This window comes from Exiguobacterium sp. SH5S4 (assembly GCF_004337045.1).
GTDB classification, from domain to species: Bacteria; Bacillota; Bacilli; order Exiguobacteriales; family Exiguobacteriaceae; genus Exiguobacterium; species Exiguobacterium aurantiacum_A.
In genome coordinates this window covers 1-20,185 of sequence record NZ_SJUQ01000010.1, presented here as the reverse complement: position 1 = coordinate 20,185, position 20,185 = coordinate 1, and the positions used below count along the sequence as shown (strand labels likewise).

Below are 20,185 nucleotides of genomic sequence, written 5' to 3'. Positions count from 1 at the left end.
ATGGACGCACGGACACTAGCAGAACGGGAACTTGCAGAACTGCCGCTCATCGATATGACGGAATGGCTCATCCGAAAAGGAGAGCATGACCCGACGTTCCGTCTCGTCGCGAACGAGTTTGGCGTCGTGATGACCCTCCTTGACCACGGGTATTACGTCGAGGCGAGCGAACGGATTGTGCCGCTTCTCGGGATGAAAGTGCCGGCGGCGTTCCATCGGCTCGGACTCGCCCTCGAAATGAAAGCGAACGGCAAGAAGGCGGCCAAGCGCCGCTTTCGTTCGTTGTCGCCAGCCGTCATGCAGCATGCGGACCTCTCGCCATGGCGTACCGCCTTTAAATGGGATAAGAAGTGGCTCGGACTACCGGCTGTCGTCGCGTTGGCGCTTGTCGCCCTCGCGTTTTGGCCTGAAGCGACTCCACCCGCCGTACCGGTGGCTGAAGACGCGCCACGGGTCGAGACGGTGACCGAGGACGAGGCGCTCGCCAAACGGCTAGAAGAGCTCGAGCAAGAAGTCGCCCGTCTCGAGGAAGCGAACGAGGCGTTGCAGACGGAAGAAACGCCGGTCGAAGAGGAAGCGTCGGCGACACCGACACAGCAAGTCATTCCGCTTGCGGATGTCGAGACGCTCGTCCAAGACAAACGCTATAAAGAGGCGGACGCCCTCCTCGAAGGCACGCCGAAAGCCGGGCAAGAACAGGCCGTCGGTTTCTATCGCCTCCTCGTCGACAACAAGCTCGGAGAAGCGGAAGTTTCGGATTATGCGGCGTACGTCGAAACGTACCCGGAATCGGGCTACAAGACAGACGTCCTGTGGATGAAGGGCATCGCTGAGAAGAAGGCCGGGGACGAAGCGTACCGGACGACGCTCGCCGAAGTCGCCGCGATGGAAGGCACATATTGGGCACCGATTGCGAAATCGGTACTGGAAGATGAATGAGGTTGCGGCCATGCCGCAACCTTTTTCTCATCAAATTCTAATCTGGTTCACCAACGTTTCTCAACCCGCTCCCGTACAGTAAAGAAAAAGAAGTAGGGGGAGAGGCACATGCAACGCAGTACAACAGGTAAATTCGCCCGATTCATGAAAGGCGCTATCATCGGGGCTCTCGCACTCACGTTGATGGCAGCGGGAGTGGCAGGATTTTTGATTTTCACGCTGACCGGGAACGCCTGGCTCGATCAAATCGTTCAATTCGGTACTGACGTGTCGTTCCAAGCGGAGGGAATCGAATCCTCGTTTGAACGCTTCAGCGACTCGATCGAGCTGCGCGTCAAACAGGCGATTCCAGAAGCGGTTCGTCCGTTTTTCGACTGATGAATCCGGGAACAGAATAAGGATGCGTCGGGCGGACTGCTCGGCGCTTTTTTTCAAGAAAGGATGAACTATATGCCGACAATCCTCGTCGTAGAAGACGATGCCAAAATTGCCAGACTGCTTGAACTTGAACTGGTGCACGCCGGTTATCAAGTCGAGGTCACCCACGACGGACGCAGCGGGCTTGAACGAGCGCTCGCCGGGGGCGTCGACTTGATGCTTTTAGACGTGATGCTTCCACAAATGAGCGGGCTCGAGGTCGTCCGTCGGGTGAAGGAAGAACAACCGTTGCTCCCGGTCTTGATGGTGACGGCGCGGGGCGACCGGTACGATAAAGTGAGCGGGCTCGACCTTGGGGCGGATGATTACATCACAAAGCCGTTCGAGATGGAGGAGCTGCTTGCCCGGATCCGTGCGTTTTTGCGGATGCGCCAGCACGTCCATGTCGATGCGACTGAACGTGTTTTGTCCTATGAGGGACTCACGGTCGACGTTAACCGGCATGAGGTGACGTGCGAGGGACAGAAAGTCGAGTTGACTCGTCGTGAATTCGATTTGATCGTCTATTTGCTCGAGCATCCGGAACGCGTGCTCACGCGCGACCAACTCGTCGAGCACGTCTGGGGTTTCGACTATTATGGGGACACGAACGTCGTCGACGTCTACGTGCGTTACTTACGGAAGAAACTCGGAGGTTCTTGGATTCAGACGGTACGAGGCGTCGGCTACATGCTGAAGCGTGGTGAGTGAGTATGAAATTACGGACGAAGATCGCCCTCGCGATGGCCGGGTTCATGCTGTTTTTGCTCATCACGTCGTTCGGGGTCGCCTGGGTCGTCTCGCGTCAGCAAATTGTCGACGCCCGCTATGACGTGCTCCGTCAAGCGCTCAGTCTGCTCGAGGAGGATGAGCGGAACCGTCAGGCCGTGCTGTCACTGCATGAGGACAGTATCGTCCTCGAGCGGCAGAGCAATGGCGATTGGGGCATCATCGGCGGACGAGCGGCAGACGGTTTGAGTTTTCCCATCAATTTTGGAGAGCCGGCACTGATCGATGACTGGTTCGTCATCGCCACGTCGAACGGTCTCGGTTTTGCCTTTCAAGACGCGGCGGTAAGTGAGACGTTACAGACGCTCGCGACGATCTTCCTCATCATTTTCCTGATCGCGGTGGCGATGACGTTCGTCGGCAGTTTATGGATCGTGCGCCAAGGACTCGATCCGCTCCGGCGGCTCGAGATGACGATGGGCCGGATCACGGAGTCGGGGACGCTCGAGACGATTGACGTCGGTCCGAATCAAGATGAGGTGTCGACGCTCGCGACCGGATTCAATCAGATGATTGCCCGTGTCGAAGGGTCGATGGAGCAACAACGCCGTTTCGTCGCGGATGTTTCACATGAACTCAAAACCCCGCTCACCGTCATCGAAGGGTACGCCAAGTTGCTCAGACGTTGGGGTCAACATGACCCCGTCGTACGCGACGAGGCGATCGACCATATTTTGACCGAGTCGAGACAGATGCGGGAGGACTTGATTGAACCGATGCTCGAACTGAGCCGCTTCGCCGCTTTAGAGGACATCGAAGTCGAACAGATCGACTTGAGCGACCTCGCGCTCCAACTCGAGGAACGATTCGAACGGTCGCACGGAAACCACGTCCCGATCGAAGCGGCAGGGAGTTGGACGGGACATCGCGACTCGTTGCAACGATTGATTGTCATCTTCATCGATAACAGCTTGAAGTACGCGACCGACACGAGCGTGACGATGACACCAAATCGGATTGAGGTGCGCGACCATGGGACGACTCTGACCGAGGAGGCGCGTGCGCGGTTGTTCGACCGGTTCTATCGGCTTGATGAAGCGCGCGACCGGAGCGGCAGCGGTCTCGGGCTGGCCATCGCCAAAGAAGTCGCCGATTTGAACGGCTGGAAGGTTGGAAGTTACGCGAACGCGCCGGACGGGAGCGTATTCTTCGTCACGAAATGAGGAAAGTTTCTCAGGCACTCATCATTTTCTAATGAAATCCTCGTGGTGCTCTAACGTCAACGTTCTATGATGAAGGTGTAGAGACGGAACAGCACATGGAACGAGGAGGAAACATCATGAAATTACTTGGGTGGATTTTAGGGGTCGGCCTGGCCGTACTCGCTGTCGCGGGGATCGGGTTGTATGTCGCGAACGACAAGACGGATACGGTCATCATCCCACGCGCCATTGATAGTGCCAATAGTGGAACCGACGACGCGAAAGACGACGCTGCGAAGGAAGCTGCCGCTACTTCCGAATCGAACTCATCTTCAAGTGACGTGCCCGTCCGTTCGGTCGACGATGACGACTATGAACTATACGGGACGCTCGTCAGCTTGTCAGATCAGGACGTGACGATCAGCTTCAGCGGAAAAGAATCGACGTACCCACTTGCGGCACGCCACGAGATCGATGACGACACCCCGAAAGCCGGTGACCGTGTCAAACTCGAGTTCAATCAAAACAATGAAGTGAAAGAAGTCGACCGGGAGAGCGACGACTTCGATATTTACGGTAGTTTCGTCAGCCTCTCAGCTCGAGACGTCGTCATTGAGCGTGACGGGAAGCAAGTGACGTACCCACTCGCCGCGCGCTATGAAGTCGATGATGAGATGCCAACAGCCGGTGATCGCGTCAAACTTGAATTGAACATGCAAGAGCAAGTCAAAGAGATCGAACGTGATGATGACCGTGACAGCGCAGACGATAGCGTTGATAGTGACGACGGTCGTGATGACGACAATTGATGAACGAACGGGTGCCCGCTGGAGGCACCCGTTTTTGATTCGTAATATTTCTGCAAACATAATCGATTCGTATCTTATGATATGATGGAGAGGGAATTTATGTCGATATAACATAATACAGATAACGACGATGTAGGGAGAGGGGAGACGAGTGATGAGACTGAGTTGGACTGCCCTGCTCGCCCTCTGTTACCTCAGCGGCTGCGGGTCAAAAGAAGAAATGAACGCCCTCGCGTTACGCCCGCTCGAAGCATACGCGACGAATCAAGATGAGCAGGTTCGCGTTTTACCGGAAACAGAGAAGCGACTGCTGGCGTATTGTCGACAACAAACGACGGAACGGCTCCCGTCACGCCGGGGCGAGGTGGCTGAAGTGACGTTCCGTCATCCGCTTTATGCAGAGCTCGGTAGCCAGACGATTAAGTATTGGGTGAGCGGCGACGACCGTTATTTGTCTTGTGCGAACAGCCACGAACAAATCGAGCGGACGTTCCAAATCGAACCCGTCCACGAATTCGAATCGCTCGTCTCGAGTGAACTAGTCGAGGTCGACATCGGAGAGACGGTCACGTTTTATCCGGAGCCTGATGTCGCAAAAATTGTCAACTTGTTCCGGATCAATCAAGCGCATGAAACAATCGTCCCGGGATCGACATTCCGCTATCAGACGCCGGACAGCGGTTCGTTGTACGTGACGTATGAGGTGATGCGGAACGGACGGACGCTCGACCGGACGATCGAACCGGGGCTGTTCGTATTCGAGAGCGGGAAGAATGACGGATACGCTTTCCTTACGAAGTTAGCGGATGGTAGGGTCGCGCTACAGATGGGTACGGAATCGTCATGGGCCCGCACCGTTCTTCCGAGCGCCTTCACCGGAAAGTATGTATATACCGATTCGACAACTGATGCGTTCACGCTCGATCATTCAAAACGCCAACTGTTGAAACGAGTCGTGCTTTCTGAACAGCCGATTGAAGACGTAAGCGACGTCACCTCGCTCACATTGTCTAAACAATATGACGCGGTCATCGAAGTGTGGGGCAGTGTCAGACGGCCGATGACCACGAAGCTGATGAGTTCATCCGCTCGTTCGGTGAAGACGAAACTCGCCACGTACGAAACGAATGGGGAGACGTCATATCTCGATGGGCCGAATACGCAAGAGCTGTTCAAACTACTGACGCATGTGACAGGCGGAACCAAGTCAGAAGCAGCCGTCCAACACGGGACACTCTCCTTGTACGAACACTTGCAAGAGCAACATTTCGAGGTTTGGGTCGAGCCTGGGAATCAACGTGTCCACCTCATCGACCTGACGACGAAACAAACGTACGCCATCGACCTGATGCGGCTCGAGGAATTGTTGAATCGATCGATTCGATATAATAGCTGAACTAGATATATTACCCGCTTTATGACAAGATTATGTCATGAAGCGGTTTTTTGTCGTCAAATTGACACTATATTTTGCTGGAAAACTATCCTATAATTTTTTTTGCGAAGGTTCAACATTACATACATGAATCCGATACATCTATAAAACACACAGCACTAACCTTCTCGTCATCAAATTATGAAGAAAAGGGGGAACGGAGAGACACATCTCAATTCAACCATCATTGTCCGTCACCAAGTTTTGTCAGTCATCAGGAGAGGAATAGGTATTGAAATTGAAAAAGTTTATTATGTCTCTAACGGTAGTGTTGTTAATTGTTAGTCTGAACATGTCAAAAACGGGGGCGCAAACGATGAACCCACTCGACGGTGTGAAGAACTATCAAGTGTATTATGGTCACCCGACCGAAACGATCATCAAAGATATGCAAAACTATGATCTCGTCATCATCGAGCCGCTTCATTATACAAAAGCTCAAGTTGAACAGATCAAGTCACGCGGTACGAAAGTACTCGGTTATATTAGTGTCATGGAAGTCGCGACGTGGAACACCGGTCTCATGTCAAAACTTCAGTCAGGTGATTTCTTCACGCGTAACGGACAACGTGTCCACTACCCGGAATGGGATTCTTACTTGACGAACATCGCTTCACCGCACTTCCAAGGGCTCTTGCTCACGGAAATCCAAAACCAAGTCATCGCTAAAGGGATCGATGGCGTGTTCATGGATACGGTCGGCGATATCGACAACGAACATTTGAACAACCCGACCGTGCTCAAGCAGCAACGTGACGGTCTCGTCAACTTCTTGAAAGAAGCGCGTGCCCGTTACGGCAGCATCGCTATGGTCCAAAACTGGGGCTTTGACACACTCGAAACGTCGACAGCACCTTACGTCGATGGCATCATGTGGGAGAGCTTCAACGCTGACACGATCAAAAGCGACGCCTGGTCACAAAACATGATCAAAAAACTTCAAGCAGTCGACACGAAACATTCGGTCAAAACGCTCACGATCTCGACGCGTCAAAGTGCGGAAAGCCACAAACTTGCCGCTGACTCGAAGTTTATCCACTTCCACGAAGCAGACGCTTACGTGAACTGGAACGCAGGTCTTGTGACACGGACGAAAGACACTGCACCAACTCCGGCACCTGTCGTAGTAGCACCGACGACAGAGACGTCAACAGCAACAAAACCGGAAGCGACGAAGCCAGCGACGGAAACGTCGACTGCGCCAAAACCGGAAGCGACGAAGCCAGTAACGGAAACGTCGACTGCGCCAAAACCGGAAGCGACGAAGCCAGTAACGGAAACGTCAACAGCAACAAAACCGGAAGCGACGGAAACGTCGACTGCGCCAAAACCGGAAGCGACGAAGCCAGCGACAGAAACGTCGACTGCGCCAAAACCGGAAGCGACGAAGCCAGTAACGGAAACGTCGACTGCGCCAAAACCGACGACAGCGCCGACGAAGCCTGCTACATCGACGAGCACGACAACGAAACCAGTCGAGCAAAAAGATTCGAAGCAAGCTGAGCCAAAGCAGAAAACAAAAAAAGAACTGAAAAAAGAGAAAAAGAAAGCGAAGAAGCACGCGAAAAAACATGCTGCTAAGCATGCCAAGTTCGTAAAGCACGAAAAAGCTAAAGGCAACATGTGTGCAAAAGTAAAGCACAAGACAGCCGGCTTTTTGAACTTCTTCAAATTCTAATCTAGAAGGCAGATCAACCCCAAGGTGTCAAACTGGCCCTTGGGGTTTCGTCTGACCTCTTCAAAAACGGAAGTTGACCCTACCTTTCTAAGAGAAGTTGGGGTACAATGCTCGAGAGAGATTTAGAGAGGAGTGAAGCAAAATGGGAAAAGTACACGTTTATGATCACCCATTGATTCAGCACAAGATGACGATTATGCGCAAAGTAGAGACGGGGACGAAGCAGTTCCGTGAACTCGTAGAAGAGGTTTCTTCACTCATGGCATATGAAATTACACGCGACCTTCCGCTTACTGATGTGGAGATTGAGACACCGGTCTCGGTATCGACACAAAAGATGATTGCCGGCAAGAAATTGGGAATCGTCCCAATTTTACGGGCAGGCCTCGGCATGGTGGATGGCTTCCTCAAAATGATGCCGAACGTCAAAGTCGGTCACATCGGTCTTTACCGTGACCCGGAGACGCTCGAGCCGCACGAATACTATCTCAAGTTGCCGACAGATATTACCGAGCGTGACTTCATCGTCGTCGACCCGATGCTTGCGACCGGCGGATCTGCAGCTGATGCCATCGCAGCCCTCAAAAAACACGGCGCGAAGTCGATCAAACTCGCTTGTCTCTGCGCAGCACCAGAAGGCGTCGAACGCGTTCAAGCCGAGCACCCAGACGTTGAAATCTATCTCGCCGCACTCGACGAGAAGTTGAACGAACATGGCTACATCGTGCCAGGACTCGGTGATGCAGGTGACCGTTTGTTCGGAACAAAATAAGCAAGACGGAAGGAGGTTCCAGTCGGATCCTCCTTTTTTGTGCGCTCAATCTGTCAAAACCGATCCAAAATAGTTGAGAAAATCGAAGCAACAGCCGATAGTGAAGACAGAAGTGAATGTCATCTGTTGAAATGAGGAAGAGAACGACCATGAGGCCTAAACTGTCACTTTTGCAAGCCTACCTGTTGATTGCGTTATTAGCGCTGTTTTTGACGAGTCTATGGAGCTACAGCGCTTTCCAAAATATCGAGCGGCAGAACGAGCGTATCGTCGAAGAGGCGATCCCGATCGCGAACGCGGCGTCTGAACTGTTCGCGCTCCTGCTCGATCAAGAGTTATCGGTCCGTGGCTATACATATAATCAAGATATGTTGTCGCTCCGACAATATAATGAGACGAAGTATGCTCTTGCTGAGACGATTCAAGTCATCCACGAGCTTGACCACCGCCATCCGATTATGCAGGAAATCATTCAAGGAGAGGCGCTTCCGCTCATTAATGAGATGGAGATATTTTATGAGTCACAGCTTGACCTCGTCGGTGCGGGTAAAATTGTGGAAGCGAATTCGCGGCGCTATAGCGGGATCGATTACATCAATCAATTCCGAGACGTTGACGCCGACATCCGGGAAGACATCGACAAGATCATTCAAGAGGCGTCACAGCGAAGTGTCAGTGCCTCAAATTCGGCTACGTGGGTGATTGTCATCGTCGTCGCGATCGCCATCCTCTTGTTGCTCGCATTCGTGCACACGTTTCGGCTCGAGCGCAGCAAGCAGGCGCTGATTTATCGGTCGCTTCATGACGCCTTGACCGGCGTTTGGAATCGTCGTGCCTTCGATGAAAAGCTCGAGCGGCTTTGGGATGAGGCGGAAGAATCAGGTACGGACGTCGCGCTCCTCCTGCTCGACATCGATGCGTTCAAACTGTATAACGATACGTACGGTCATTTGGCGGGAGACGCCTGTCTCGAACGGGTCGCACACGCCGTGGATAAAGCGGTCGGGGAAAATGGGATGGTCGCCCGCTATGGCGGCGAGGAGTTCGCGGTGTTACTTCGGCCACACCATGCCCGTCAGTCAAAAGAAGTCGCGGAGCGGATTCGCCAAGCGGTTCTTAAGCTGAACATTCTGCACGAAGCGTATCAGCCGCTTCGTAAAGTGAGCGTCAGCATCGGCGTCGCAGAACACATCCCGGGACTGGACGTCGAGAAGTCTGATTTGATCGAGGCGGCTGACCGAGCGCTCTATCAGGCGAAGCAAAGCGGGCGCAACCGCGTTTCGATGGGGAAAGCGATGTAGGCCGTTCGATTCGAGGCGTCGAAAACGACGGAAGTGATCACCAAACGGACAGACAAAATCCCGCCCTTTTCGAGGGGCGGGATTTCTGTCTTTATTCTTCGATTAAACCTTCAGAGACGAGGAAATCACGAGCCACTTTCTCAGGACGTTGTTTTTCGACGTCGGCGAGGTAGTTCAACTCTTGCATGGTTTCATCCGTGATTTTTCCACTGAGTAAGTTCAATACGGTGGCGAGCTCAGGATGTTCTGTGAGCGTTTCTTCACTGACGATTGGTACGGCGTAGTAAGGCGGGAAAAACTTTTTATCGTCTTCAAGGACGACAAGTTCAAATCGCTTTAATAAACCGTCAGTCGAGAAGCTGTCGATGGCGTCACTCTCATCGTTCATAAGTGCCGTATAACGAAGTCCGCCATCAACGGGCTTCACGTCTTGGAAATTAAACGGATAAGCTTCTTTTAACCCGAGATAGCCGTCTTCCCGGTTCGAGAATTCGATCGTGGGACCGAAGATGAGCTCGTCACTCACTGCGGCGAGATCAGACACGGTAGTTAGATTATACTTGTCTACAGCTTCTTGTTTGACGGCGATAGCATACGTATTGTTGAAGCCGATTGGGTCGAGCGTACGAATGTCAAAACGTTCCTGGACCTGCGACTGGACTTTTTCGTAGACGACTTCTGGATCGTTCTCGACTTCTTGTTTTAAGACATCGACGTAGAGCGTGCCCGTGTACTCGATATACGTGTCAATCTCGCCGGTACGAAGCGCATTAAACGCAACTTGTGTGCCACCGAGATTGAGTTGACGTTTCACTTCGAGGTCGGTTTTGTCTTCGATTAAATCGGCGACCATATTGCCGAGAATTAGCTGTTCAGTATAGTTTTTCGAGCCGACGACAATCGTATCGTCTTCACGGGTGAAGGCGAAGATCGAAACGGCGAGAAGCACGATGAACGTTGTCGCAATTATGATGAGCGGTTTGTTCACGTTCTTTGCGGAACGATGCTTTTTTTTCTTCACGCGGCCGTCTGCAAGAACGATTCCGTTCGGGGCGACTTTATACTCAATACGACTGACGATGAAGTCGATCAAGAGCGCAAGTAGGCCGGCCGGAATCGCACCTGCTAGAATCTGGTTGTTGTCGACTGTCTGGATGCCTGCAAAGACAAGATACCCTAGACCGCCGGCTCCGACGAATGCCGAGATTGTCATGAGACCGACGGCTGTAACCGCTGAAATCCGAATCCCGGCCATGATGATCGGGAGTGCGAGCGGAAGTTGAATCTTGCTTAGGATTTGACGGTCAGTGAGACCGATTCCTTTAGCGGACTCGAGCGTGTCACCTGGAATACTCGACAAACCCGTGTACGTGTTCTTCACAATCGGGAGAAGTGAGTACAAGACGACCATGATGATGGCCGGGGTAGACCCGATCCCGATAAACGGAATGAGAAAACCGAGCAGGGCGAGACTCGGTACAGCCTGGACGACACTCGTCAGACCGAGAACCGGTTTAGCGAATCGCGGCATCCGTAAAATTAGAATACCGAGCGGTACGCCAATGATTACCGCAAGCGAGACGGCGAAGACGGTCAGTTGTAAGTGCTCAAAGAGCAATGTACCGATTTGGTCGGTGTTGCTCGCAAAGTAATTTAAAAATGATTGGATTGTATTCATAGCGTTTCCTCCTCTTGCATGAATTGCTCACTGAGGACGGAAAGCAAACTGCTGCGTGTGATGAGTCCATTTAGCGTCGCCCCGGTGACGACCGGAAGATAGCCTTGATCACTCGTGTTCATAACATCTAAAATGTCGAGCAATGAATCTTCGCTTGAGACGAAAGCATAGTTCACGTTCATGACTTCCTCGAGTCGTTTTGTCTTATCTTGGATCCCGTGGACGTCTTTCAATTTAATGAGACCTTGTAGAACCTGCTCCCGGTCTGTGATAAGCAAACTGTCGACTTTGCGTGAGCGCATGATTTCAATCGCCTGCAAGACAGTGCGTTTCCCGCTGATTGAGACTGGGTCGGTGATCATGATGTCTTTCGCTTTGATGAATTCAGGGCTGTTCCAAATCCGGTTTTTGCCAATGAATGATTCGACGTACGCATCTTTTGGATTACGAAGAATCTGTTCCGGTGTATCGAACTGGACGATTTCCCCGTCGCGCATGATACAAATACGATCAGCTAATTTGATCGCCTCATCCATATCGTGGGTGACGAACACAATCGTTTTCTTGACTTCCTCTTGCAGGTTGAACAGCTCTTCTTGGAGATCGCTACGTGTTACGGGGTCGAGGGCACTGAACGGCTCGTCCATCAAGATGACCTTGGGATCGTTCATGAGGGCGCGGACGAAGCCGATGCGTTGTTGCTGACCACCGCTCAATTCACTCGGATAGCGATCGATGAACTGCTCGGGTTCGAGGCCGACCATTCGAAGCAGTTGCTCGGTTCGAGCGTCCATATCCTGTTCAGCTTGTCCTTCGAGGCTGGCAATCAGCTGGATATTCTCACGAATCGTCATATGCGGGAATAGGCCCGTCTGTTGAATGACGTAGCCCATTTGGCGTCGTAGTTGAATCGGATCCATTTTCCGTGTGTCTTGACCGTCGACGATAATGGTTCCTTCCGTCGGCTCGACCAAGCGGTTAATCATTTTAAGCGACGTCGTTTTACCACAGCCGGAGGGGCCGATAAAGACGACGAGCTCTCCTTTGTTAATGGTGAGATTCATTTCCTTCAACACTGTTGTGTTTTTGAAGGACTTCATCACGTTTTTAAACTCAATCATGCATTCACCCTTTTCAATAATTATTTTTACATAACCTTATTTCCCCATTGTTGAAAGATTTTAAACGTTATTTCCAGAGAAAGTGTTTAACATTTTGTGAAACAGGGGAATATCCCTTGCGATTTAAACGGTGTTAAGAGCCAATCATAACACTTATAATGCGGGCGTCGGTTTATAAGTCGCGAAATTGATACATTTATTGATGGCACTTATATCTTGAACGTAGCCATTCCAACTGGTGCTAGCGTTGGGTTTTCAGCCGATGCGTGCTTGGGAATGGCGATGTGAGATTCATCACTGCAAAATTGTCGGAATCGCTCGACACGGCAAAAAGATAATCGGTATACTGATACAGGATAATGAAAACGATTTCAATACGAAATCAGCGTCCGTTTTAAAACCTTTTGTGAACGTGGGGCGGTTTACGTTGTATTTTCCAATACGCGGATGTATAACTGAACTATTCCTCATCTGATTCGGTTTGTGAAATATTACAAAGTCAACATTTTTATTTCACTGTTTTTTCACACTTATTTAAAATTTAGTGATTTTAATTTAGTTTGTGAAGTGCGTAAAAGCCTTGATATGACTCGGTTTAAAGCGCTTTTATAATTGTGAAATCAATTGACTTCTTATGCTATTTCCAGTACTCTGAACTTGTGTGACTTTTGATAGTCATGCGAGTGTAAATCGAAGAAGATGAAGTGCTGGCTGCCAGTTAGAAAGGGGGACTAGGATGACGAAAAAAGACAATCGTTACCTATCCTACGCCACGCTCGCCTCACAAATCTCGACCGCGCTCGCCGGACCGATCGTCATCGGTTATCTCGTCGGCCAATATGGAGCGAGACGTGAATTTTGGGGCACGTTTGGTTGGAATGTGTCGGTGTTTCTCGGAATGTTTATCGGGATCACCGCGCTCGTACTCACCCTTCGGAGTTTAATGACAGGAGAGGACGAATGAAGCTAGAACAAACGGAACTACAACAAGTGCAAGCAGACAGAAAAGCACAGCAAGAGTTGATGAAACGCTATACGAAGTGGTTTGTCGGATGGTTCGCCATTCTCCTCGTCGGAGCGCTCATCGTCCCTGTGTACAAACCGGTATTTCTCGGCTTGTTCCTGGGTGGGGTCGCCAGTCTGATCATTCTACATATGCAGAATCGCAGCGTCATTCGGATGTTTGACGTGATCGAACATGGGCGACGCCCGAAATCGCACGGGACTGTTTCAAGAATGGCAGTCGGTGCGTTAGCCGTGATAGTCGGTCTCTTCTATGAGGATCGAGTATCGCTGATTGCAGTGGTAACTGGTCTAATCGCCGGCCACATCATACAATTTGGCGAGTTCACACTTGCCCAGCTCAGCAGGAAAAGAGGTGAATACTAATGGGTCATGAGTTTCCCACATATTCTCTACAACTTGGAGACTATACGTTATATGGGAGCTGGACGAACGTCATTACGGTGCTAATCGCATCACTGCTCGTCTTTGCGTTCGCCGTTTGGGGAACACGACGCTTGGCCATGAAGCCGACAGGTAAGCAGAACTTGATGGAATTCTTCGCGGAATTCGTACGCGGGATTATCTCGAGTGCGATGGATTGGAAGACAGGAGGCCGCTTTATCGGGTTTGGGATGACGTTGATTTTGTTCATTCTGATTTCGAACTTGATGGGTCTGCCGTTCAACGTCATTTCCGGTCACTATCTATGGTTCAACTCACCGACGGCCGATCCTTACGTCACATTGGCATTGTCGACACTCGTCGTTGCAATGTCACACTATTACGGCGTGAAGCTACACGGTTTCAAGCACTATTCGGCGGAATTCGTGAAGCCGGTCTGGTTCTTATTGCCGATCAAGCTCATCGAGGAGTTCGCGAACACCTTGACGCTCGGTCTGCGTCTTTACGGTAACATCTTTGCCGGTGAAATCATGATTACCATCATCTTGGGACTCGCAATTACCGCACAAGGGGCACTTAACCCGCTTGGTGCTGTGTTCGCAATCCTGCCGATGATTTTATGGCAAGGTTTCTCAATCTTTATCGGGGTTATCCAATCCTACATTTTCCTGACGCTTGCAATGGTGTACATCGGGCATAAAGCTTCAGCCGAGCATTGATTCGGATAAGTTGGCCTCGCCAAAGCGTTGAACAAAAAAACTATTTACTTAACTTTTAGGAGGAACATACACAATGGAACAAATGAATCTTCTCGCAACAGCAATCGTTATCGGTCTCGGAGCACTCGCGGCTGGTATCGGTAACGGTCTCATCGTATACGGAACAGTACAAGGACAAGCACGTCAGCCAGAACTTAAAAACGAACTTCGTCAAACGATGTTCATCGGTATCGGTTTGGTTGAGGCCCTCCCGATCATCGGTGTGGCTGTCGGTTTCCTTCTCCTCAACTCTTGATTACGAGTTAACGAGAACAACAAACGAGGGAGCAAGCCTCCCTCACTTATTTAGTCAAGAGGAGGGTATGCATGGATACGATGATGATTGCAGCTGGTGCCGGTGGCGAAGGCCTCCGCATCCTGGATATGATCTTTACACTTTTCACATTCCTCGTACTCTTGGCCCTGTTGAAGAAATTTGCTTGGGGACCACTCCTTGGAATGATGAGACAGCGTGAAGAGTATGTAGCGAACGAAATCGAGCTTGCTGAAAAGAGCCGCAAAGACGCGGAGACATATGTCGTCGAACAACGTGACGCATTAAGCGCCGCACGTACAGAATCAAAAGAGATGCTTGACTCAAGCCGTCGTCAAGCAGAAGCCGAACAAGCACGCTTGGTGGAGCAGGCGCGTTTGGAAGCCGAAAAAATCAAGATCGAGGCTGGAAAAGCGATCGAGCGTGAGCGCGAGCTCGCGAAACAGTCGCTTCAAACCGAAGTCGTCACACAGGCGCTCTCGGCAGCACGCCACGTCCTTCAGTCAGACCTTAAGGGCGACGAAGTGAAACAACGTGCCCTCGTCACAGACTTCCTGTCTAAAGCGAAAGGTGCTAACTGATGAACACATCGTTAGCAAAACGCTATGCCAAAGCGCTCTTCGACTTAGCGCGGGAACAAGGCACGCTCGACCAAGTCGAAGCGGAAGTGCGTCTGCTCGATGAAGTGCTCCACGCGACGCCTGAATTGATGGACATTTTAACGAATCCAGCAGTCAGCGACAGCGAGCTTGTACAGCTTTTAACACACAGCTTTGGTGATATGACAGATATCGTGCTTAACACACTTCTCGTCATGGTCGAGAACGACCGTGCGAGCGAAGTTCGCGGGCTGCCGCGTTACGTCTTAGATTACATCAACGACTTCCGCGGCATCGCTGAAGGGTTCGTCACAAGTGCTTACCCGTTGTCGGCAGCAGAGTTGAAAGAAGTCGAACTCGTCTTCGGTCAGAAGATGAACAAGACGCTTCAATTGAAGAACGTCGTCGATGAACAGGTTATCGGTGGACTTCGTGTCCAGATCGGTTATACGACGTATGATGACACAATCGAAACTAAACTAACACGCCTTGAGCGTGAATTGTTGAATGCGTAAGAAATAGGGGTGAATTCAATGACGATCAAAGCTGAAGAAATCAGCGCCCTGCTAAAAGAGCGAATCGCTTCGTACGGTTCTGAAATCGAAGTTAGTGAGACAGGTACAGTCATTCAAGTAGGTGACGGTATCGCTCGTGCATTCGGACTCGATAACGTTATGGCAGGAGAACTCGTAGAGTTCTCAAACGGCATAATGGGCTTGGCGCAAAACTTAGAAGAAGGCAACGTCGGGATTATCATCCTCGGCGACTACAAAGGTATCAAAGAAGGCGACTCGGTTAAACGTACGGGCCGCATCATGGAAGTACCAGTCGGTGATGCGCTCCTCGGACGCGTCGTCAACCCGCTCGGACAACCAATCGACGGTCTTGGACCGATCGTGACGGACACATACAACCCGATCGAACGTAAAGCTTACGGCGTTATGGCCCGTAAGTCAGTTCACGAACCGCTCCAAACTGGGATCAAGGCGATTGACGCCCTCGTACCAATCGGTCGCGGTCAGCGTGAGCTCATCATCGGTGACCGTCAAACTGGTAAGACATCGGTCGCAATCGATGCGATCATCAACCAAAAAGAAGAAAACATGGTTTGTATCTACGTCGCAATCGGTCAGAAAGAATCAACTGTCCGTGGCGTAGTTGAGACGCTCCGTAAAAATGGTGCCCTCGATTACACAATCATCGTTTCGGCTTCGGCTTCACAGCCAGCCCCACTTCTTTACCTCGCGCCGTTTGCAGGGGTATCGATGGGTGAGTACTTCATGGACCGCGGACGACACGTCCTCGTCGTGTATGATGATCTCTCGAAACAAGCGGCAGCTTATCGTGAGCTCTCGCTGCTTCTCCGTCGTCCTCCAGGCCGCGAAGCCTACCCAGGTGACGTCTTCTACCTCCACTCACGCCTTCTTGAGCGTGCGGCGAAGTTGAACGACGAACTCGGTGGCGGCTCACTGACAGCTCTTCCGTTCATCGAGACACAAGCGTCGGATATCTCGGCTTACATCCCGACGAACGTTATCTCGATCACAGACGGTCAAATCTTCCTTCAGTCGGACCTCTTCTTCTCAGGGGTACGTCCCGCGATCAACGCCGGTCTCTCGGTATCGCGTGTAGGTGGTGCGGCTCAAGTGAAAGCGATGAAGAAAGTTGCCGGTACGCTCCGTCTTGACCTCGCGTCATACCGTGAGCTCGAGGCGTTCGCCCAGTTCGGGTCAGACCTCGACAAAGCGACACAAGCGAAGTTGAACCGTGGACAACGGACGGTTGAAGTCTTGAAGCAAGAATTGAACGCACCGCTCTCGGTCGACAAGCAAGTGTTCATCATCTACGCCCTCACGAAAGGTCATCTCGATGACGTCCCAGTCGAAGACATCCGTCGTTTCGAAAAAGACATGAACGCATGGCTCGACCAAAACCGTGCGGACCTCTGCCGTGAAATCCGTCAAACAGGAAACCTTCCTGCTGACGAGGCGATGGTCGATGCAATTGCGGAATTCAAAAAGACGTTCTCGCCATCGGTTTAATCCGGTGACGAGCGTCTATTAAGGTGGTGAATCGAAATGGCATCATTACGTGAGATCCAGATGCGGATCACCTCGACCCAAAGCACGAAGCAAATCACGAAAGCGATGAACATGGTGTCGGCCTCGAAATTGAACCGCGCTCAAGGGAGCAACGCCAACTTCAAGCCGTACATGACCAAGTTGCAAGAAGTCATCTCGTCGATTGCCGGCGGTACTTCAGGCGCAACACACCCGATGCTTCAAGTCCGTCCTGTCAAACGGACCGGCTACATCGTCATCACGTCGGACCGCGGACTTGCTGGTGGATACAACGCCAGCGTCCTTCGCGACGTGTACCGCGAGTTGAAAGCCAAACACGATTCGACAGACGAGTACCGTCTGTACGTGATCGGGAAGGTCGGCGTTCAGTTCTTCAAGACACGTAACATTCCGGTGTACAGTGCGATGACAGGACTTAACGACCAGCCAACATTCATTGAAGTCGCGGAGATCGTCAAACAGACGGTCGGCGCGTTCAGTGAAGGCGAGATCGATGAATTGAAGCTCTGCTTCAACTCGTTCATCTCTGTCATCAGCCAAGAAGTGAAGATGGATCGACTGCTTCCGCTTGGGAATATCGAACAGACCGCATCTAATGTGATGTATGAATACGAACCAGAAGAAGAAACGATCTTAGCAGCGCTCCTCCCGCGTTACGCGGAAGGGCTCATCTACGGCGCGCTTCTCGATGCGAAAGTATCGGAGCACGCGGCTCGGATGACGGCGATGGCGAACGCGACAGACAATGCGGATGATCTCATCCGCGGACTCAAGCTCAAGTTCAACCGCGCGCGCCAAGCGGCGATCACACAAGAAATCACAGAGATTGTCGGAGGTGCGGCTGCGCTTGAATAAGCGCACGCCCTCTAGATTGTAGGAGGCTAACACGATGAACGAATACGGCATGAAAGGCCGCGTAGTCGCAGTCATGGGCCCAGTTATCGACGTTAAGTTCGAGGACCACTTACCGAACATCTACAACGCCCTCAAAGTCACGTACGTGGCAGAGACGGCGCAAGATGTCAGTGTCGACTTGACGCTCGAGGTGGCGATTCACCTTGGGGATGACACGGTCCGTACGATTGCGATGGACTCAACGGACGGCGTTCGCCGCGGCATGGAAGTACTTGACTTAGGTTCACCGATTTCAGTACCAGTCGGAGAAGAGACGCTCGGTCGTGTCTTCAACGTACTTGGTAACCCAATCGACGATAAAGAATTTTCACCGACTGCACGTCGGGCACCGATTCACCGTCTCGCACCTACGTTCGATGAATTGTCGACAAATGTTGAGATCTTGGAAACAGGGATCAAAGTCGTCGACCTTCTCGCACCGTACATCAAAGGTGGTAAAATCGGCCTCTTCGGTGGTGCCGGTGTAGGTAAGACCGTCCTCATCCAGGAACTCATCAACAACATCGCGCAAGAGCACAGCGGGATTTCTGTATTCGCAGGAGTCGGTGAGCGTACGCGTGAAGGAAATGACTTGTTCCACGAGATGACGGAATCAGGCGTTATCAAGCAGACGGCGATGGTATTCGGTCAGATGAACGAGCCGCCGGGCGCGCGTCTACGCGTTGCCTTGACGGGTCTCACGATGGCAGAATACTTCCGCGATGAGCAAGGACAAGACGTTCTTCTCTTCGTCGATAACATCTTCCGTTTCACACAGGCAGGTTCTGAAGTATCGGCCCTTCTCGGTCGGATGCCATCTGCCGTAGGTTACCAGCCGACACTCGCGACGGAAATGGGTATGCTTCAAGAGCGGATCACGTCGACAGCTAAAGGATCGGTCACATCGATCCAAGCGGTTTACGTACCAGCCGATGACTATACTGACCCGGCTCCAGCGACAACGTTCGCCCACCTTGATGCAACGACCAACCTTGAGCGTCGTCTCTCGGAGATGGGGATCTACCCAGCCGTTGACCCGCTCGCATCGACTTCACGTGCTCTCTCGCCTGACATCGTCGGACCTGAGCACTATGAAATCGCGCGTAACGTCCAGCAGACGCTTCAGCGTTACAAAGAGCTTCAAGATATCATCGCGATCCTCGGTATGGACGAGTTGTCTGAAGACGATAAGCTCACGGTTCACCGTGCCCGTCGGATTCAGTTCTTCTTGTCACAAAACTTCCACGTGGCTGAGCAGTTCACTGGCCAACAAGGTTCGTACGTACCAGTTAAAGAGACAGTCCGTGGCTTCAAAGAGATCCTCGATGGTAAACACGATGATCTTCCAGAAGACGCATTCCGTCTCGTTGGTCCAATCGAAGACGTCATCGAAAAAGCGAAGACGTTGGTCTAAGACCTACACGGAAGGGGGAAACTAGACGATGAATACTCTTCACGTCAACGTCGTCACCCCGGATGGTGCAGCCTACGAGGGCGAGGCACGAATGGTCGTCGCCAAATCGGTGACAGGTGAACTCGGTATCTTGCCGAAACACATCCCGATGGTGACGCCACTCGACGTCTCGGTCCTTAAACTGCGCCACGAAGATGGTGGACGCACGCTGATCGCACTCAGCGGCGGTTTCATGGAAGTTCGTCCCGATATGGTGACGATCTTAGCTGAAACGGCCGAAATGGCGGATAAGATTGACTACGACCGCGCCTCTGCGGCGAAATTCCGCGCCGAACGTCGCCTTCAAGATTCGAAGATTTCGGATACTGAATTCCGACGTGCGGAGCTGGCGCTCAAGAAAGCTGTCAACCGCTTGAGCATTCGCGATATTAAAGAATGATGAGCATCCTCTCTCACGTTTAAGTGAGGGCACTGAAAAACTTCAAATAATTTTGAGCAGAGGAGCGTCATCCCGGATGGGATGGCGCTCCTCTGCTTTCATTGCCCTTCAAGCCGCCCTGTCCGGCACGCCGCTTTCCTGGGGGCGGTCAGCGAGCCGCATCGCGACGATGTCGCTGCTGGGTCTCGCCTTGCCCGCTGTTCCCCCGGGAGTCGGCGTGCCCTCGGGGCGACGCTGT

21 protein-coding genes are annotated in these 20,185 nt (G+C 51.8%); 19 read left to right on the top strand and 2 right to left on the bottom strand.

The features are described 5' to 3' along the window. From EVJ32_RS07375 to EVJ32_RS07335, 9 genes are all read left to right on the top strand, one after another. Positions 1-939, top strand: a complete 939-nt coding sequence (locus EVJ32_RS07375; RefSeq protein ID WP_131457717.1) for a hypothetical protein — start codon at positions 1-3, stop codon at positions 937-939. Positions 940-1,047: 108 nt separating this feature from the next. Then, the gene (locus tag EVJ32_RS07370) at positions 1,048-1,317 is read left to right on the top strand and encodes a hypothetical protein (RefSeq protein WP_131457716.1); all 270 of its coding nucleotides are present in this window, start codon (positions 1,048-1,050) and stop codon (positions 1,315-1,317) included. 72 nt (positions 1,318-1,389) lie between these two features. Further along, the gene (locus EVJ32_RS07365) at positions 1,390-2,067 is read left to right on the top strand and encodes a response regulator transcription factor (RefSeq protein WP_131457715.1); all 678 of its coding nucleotides are present in this window, start codon (positions 1,390-1,392) and stop codon (positions 2,065-2,067) included. Between the two features lie 2 nt (positions 2,068-2,069). After that, positions 2,070-3,308: a sensor histidine kinase gene (locus tag EVJ32_RS07360; RefSeq protein ID WP_131457714.1), complete on the top strand. Its 1,239-nt coding sequence runs from the start codon at positions 2,070-2,072 to the stop codon at positions 3,306-3,308. Between the two features lie 116 nt (positions 3,309-3,424). Then, positions 3,425-4,096 carry a hypothetical protein gene (locus EVJ32_RS07355; RefSeq protein WP_236636099.1) on the top strand — a complete coding sequence of 224 codons (672 nt, stop codon included), beginning with the start codon at positions 3,425-3,427 and terminating at the stop codon, positions 4,094-4,096. Positions 4,097-4,250: 154 nt separating this feature from the next. Next, positions 4,251-5,492, top strand: a complete 1,242-nt coding sequence (locus tag EVJ32_RS07350; protein ID WP_131457712.1) for a hypothetical protein — start codon at positions 4,251-4,253, stop codon at positions 5,490-5,492. 355 nt (positions 5,493-5,847) lie between these two features. Further along, positions 5,848-7,209 carry an endo alpha-1,4 polygalactosaminidase gene (locus tag EVJ32_RS16475; RefSeq protein WP_161568791.1) on the top strand — a complete coding sequence of 454 codons (1,362 nt, stop codon included), beginning with the start codon at positions 5,848-5,850 and terminating at the stop codon, positions 7,207-7,209. Between the two features lie 142 nt (positions 7,210-7,351). Further along, positions 7,352-7,981 carry a uracil phosphoribosyltransferase gene (gene upp, locus EVJ32_RS07340; protein WP_035386536.1) on the top strand — a complete coding sequence of 210 codons (630 nt, stop codon included), beginning with the start codon at positions 7,352-7,354 and terminating at the stop codon, positions 7,979-7,981. Between the two features lie 149 nt (positions 7,982-8,130). Further along, positions 8,131-9,282, top strand: coding sequence for a GGDEF domain-containing protein (locus EVJ32_RS07335; protein ID WP_236636098.1), 1,152 nt, complete (start codon positions 8,131-8,133; stop codon positions 9,280-9,282). Positions 9,283-9,373: 91 nt separating this feature from the next. Here EVJ32_RS07335 and EVJ32_RS07330 read toward each other — a convergent pair whose 3' ends face one another. Together EVJ32_RS07330 and EVJ32_RS07325 are read right to left on the bottom strand one after the other, a co-directional pair. Next, positions 9,374-10,960 (bottom strand): ABC transporter permease/substrate-binding protein, encoded by a 1,587-nt coding sequence (locus tag EVJ32_RS07330; protein ID WP_131457710.1) that lies wholly within the window; start codon positions 10,958-10,960, stop codon positions 9,374-9,376. Continuing rightward, positions 10,957-12,060: an ABC transporter ATP-binding protein gene (locus tag EVJ32_RS07325; protein WP_442899283.1), complete on the bottom strand. Its 1,104-nt coding sequence runs from the start codon at positions 12,058-12,060 to the stop codon at positions 10,957-10,959. Before EVJ32_RS07325 ends, EVJ32_RS07330 begins: the two co-directional genes overlap by 4 nt. Before the next feature lie 757 nt (positions 12,061-12,817). On the opposite strand from EVJ32_RS07325, the gene EVJ32_RS07320 reads away from it, so the two are divergent. From EVJ32_RS07320 to EVJ32_RS07275, 10 genes are all read left to right on the top strand, one after another. Next, on the top strand, positions 12,818-13,045 hold the full coding sequence (locus tag EVJ32_RS07320; protein ID WP_131457708.1) for a hypothetical protein: 228 nt from the start codon (positions 12,818-12,820) through the stop codon (positions 13,043-13,045). Further along, positions 13,042-13,470 (top strand): ATP synthase subunit I, encoded by a 429-nt coding sequence (locus EVJ32_RS07315; protein WP_070328179.1) that lies wholly within the window; start codon positions 13,042-13,044, stop codon positions 13,468-13,470. The genes EVJ32_RS07320 and EVJ32_RS07315 overlap by 4 nt, the downstream gene beginning before the upstream one ends. Beyond that, positions 13,470-14,207, top strand: coding sequence for a F0F1 ATP synthase subunit A (gene atpB, locus EVJ32_RS07310; protein ID WP_016510243.1), 738 nt, complete (start codon positions 13,470-13,472; stop codon positions 14,205-14,207). The genes EVJ32_RS07315 and atpB overlap by 1 nt, the downstream gene beginning before the upstream one ends. Before the next feature lie 82 nt (positions 14,208-14,289). Continuing rightward, entirely contained in the window at positions 14,290-14,502 is a 213-nt protein-coding gene (gene atpE / locus EVJ32_RS07305; protein WP_035386543.1) for a F0F1 ATP synthase subunit C, read from the top strand. Between the two features lie 71 nt (positions 14,503-14,573). Beyond that, a complete protein-coding gene (gene atpF, locus EVJ32_RS07300; RefSeq protein WP_016510248.1) occupies positions 14,574-15,101 on the top strand; it encodes a F0F1 ATP synthase subunit B in 528 nt (175 codons plus the stop codon). After that, positions 15,101-15,634 carry a F0F1 ATP synthase subunit delta gene (locus EVJ32_RS07295; RefSeq protein ID WP_131457707.1) on the top strand — a complete coding sequence of 178 codons (534 nt, stop codon included), beginning with the start codon at positions 15,101-15,103 and terminating at the stop codon, positions 15,632-15,634. Before atpF ends, EVJ32_RS07295 begins: the two co-directional genes overlap by 1 nt. Positions 15,635-15,652: 18 nt before the next feature. Then, positions 15,653-17,161: a F0F1 ATP synthase subunit alpha gene (gene atpA / locus EVJ32_RS07290; RefSeq protein ID WP_131457706.1), complete on the top strand. Its 1,509-nt coding sequence runs from the start codon at positions 15,653-15,655 to the stop codon at positions 17,159-17,161. A 36-nt stretch (positions 17,162-17,197) separates the two neighbouring features. Further along, the gene (atpG, locus tag EVJ32_RS07285) at positions 17,198-18,055 is read left to right on the top strand and encodes an ATP synthase F1 subunit gamma (RefSeq protein ID WP_131457705.1); all 858 of its coding nucleotides are present in this window, start codon (positions 17,198-17,200) and stop codon (positions 18,053-18,055) included. 34 nt (positions 18,056-18,089) lie between these two features. Beyond that, positions 18,090-19,508: a F0F1 ATP synthase subunit beta gene (atpD, locus tag EVJ32_RS07280; RefSeq protein ID WP_131457704.1), complete on the top strand. Its 1,419-nt coding sequence runs from the start codon at positions 18,090-18,092 to the stop codon at positions 19,506-19,508. A gap of 28 nt (positions 19,509-19,536) precedes the next feature. Further along, positions 19,537-19,947, top strand: a complete 411-nt coding sequence (locus EVJ32_RS07275) for a F0F1 ATP synthase subunit epsilon (RefSeq protein ID WP_016510237.1) — start codon at positions 19,537-19,539, stop codon at positions 19,945-19,947. Positions 19,948-20,185: the final 238 nt, after the last annotated feature.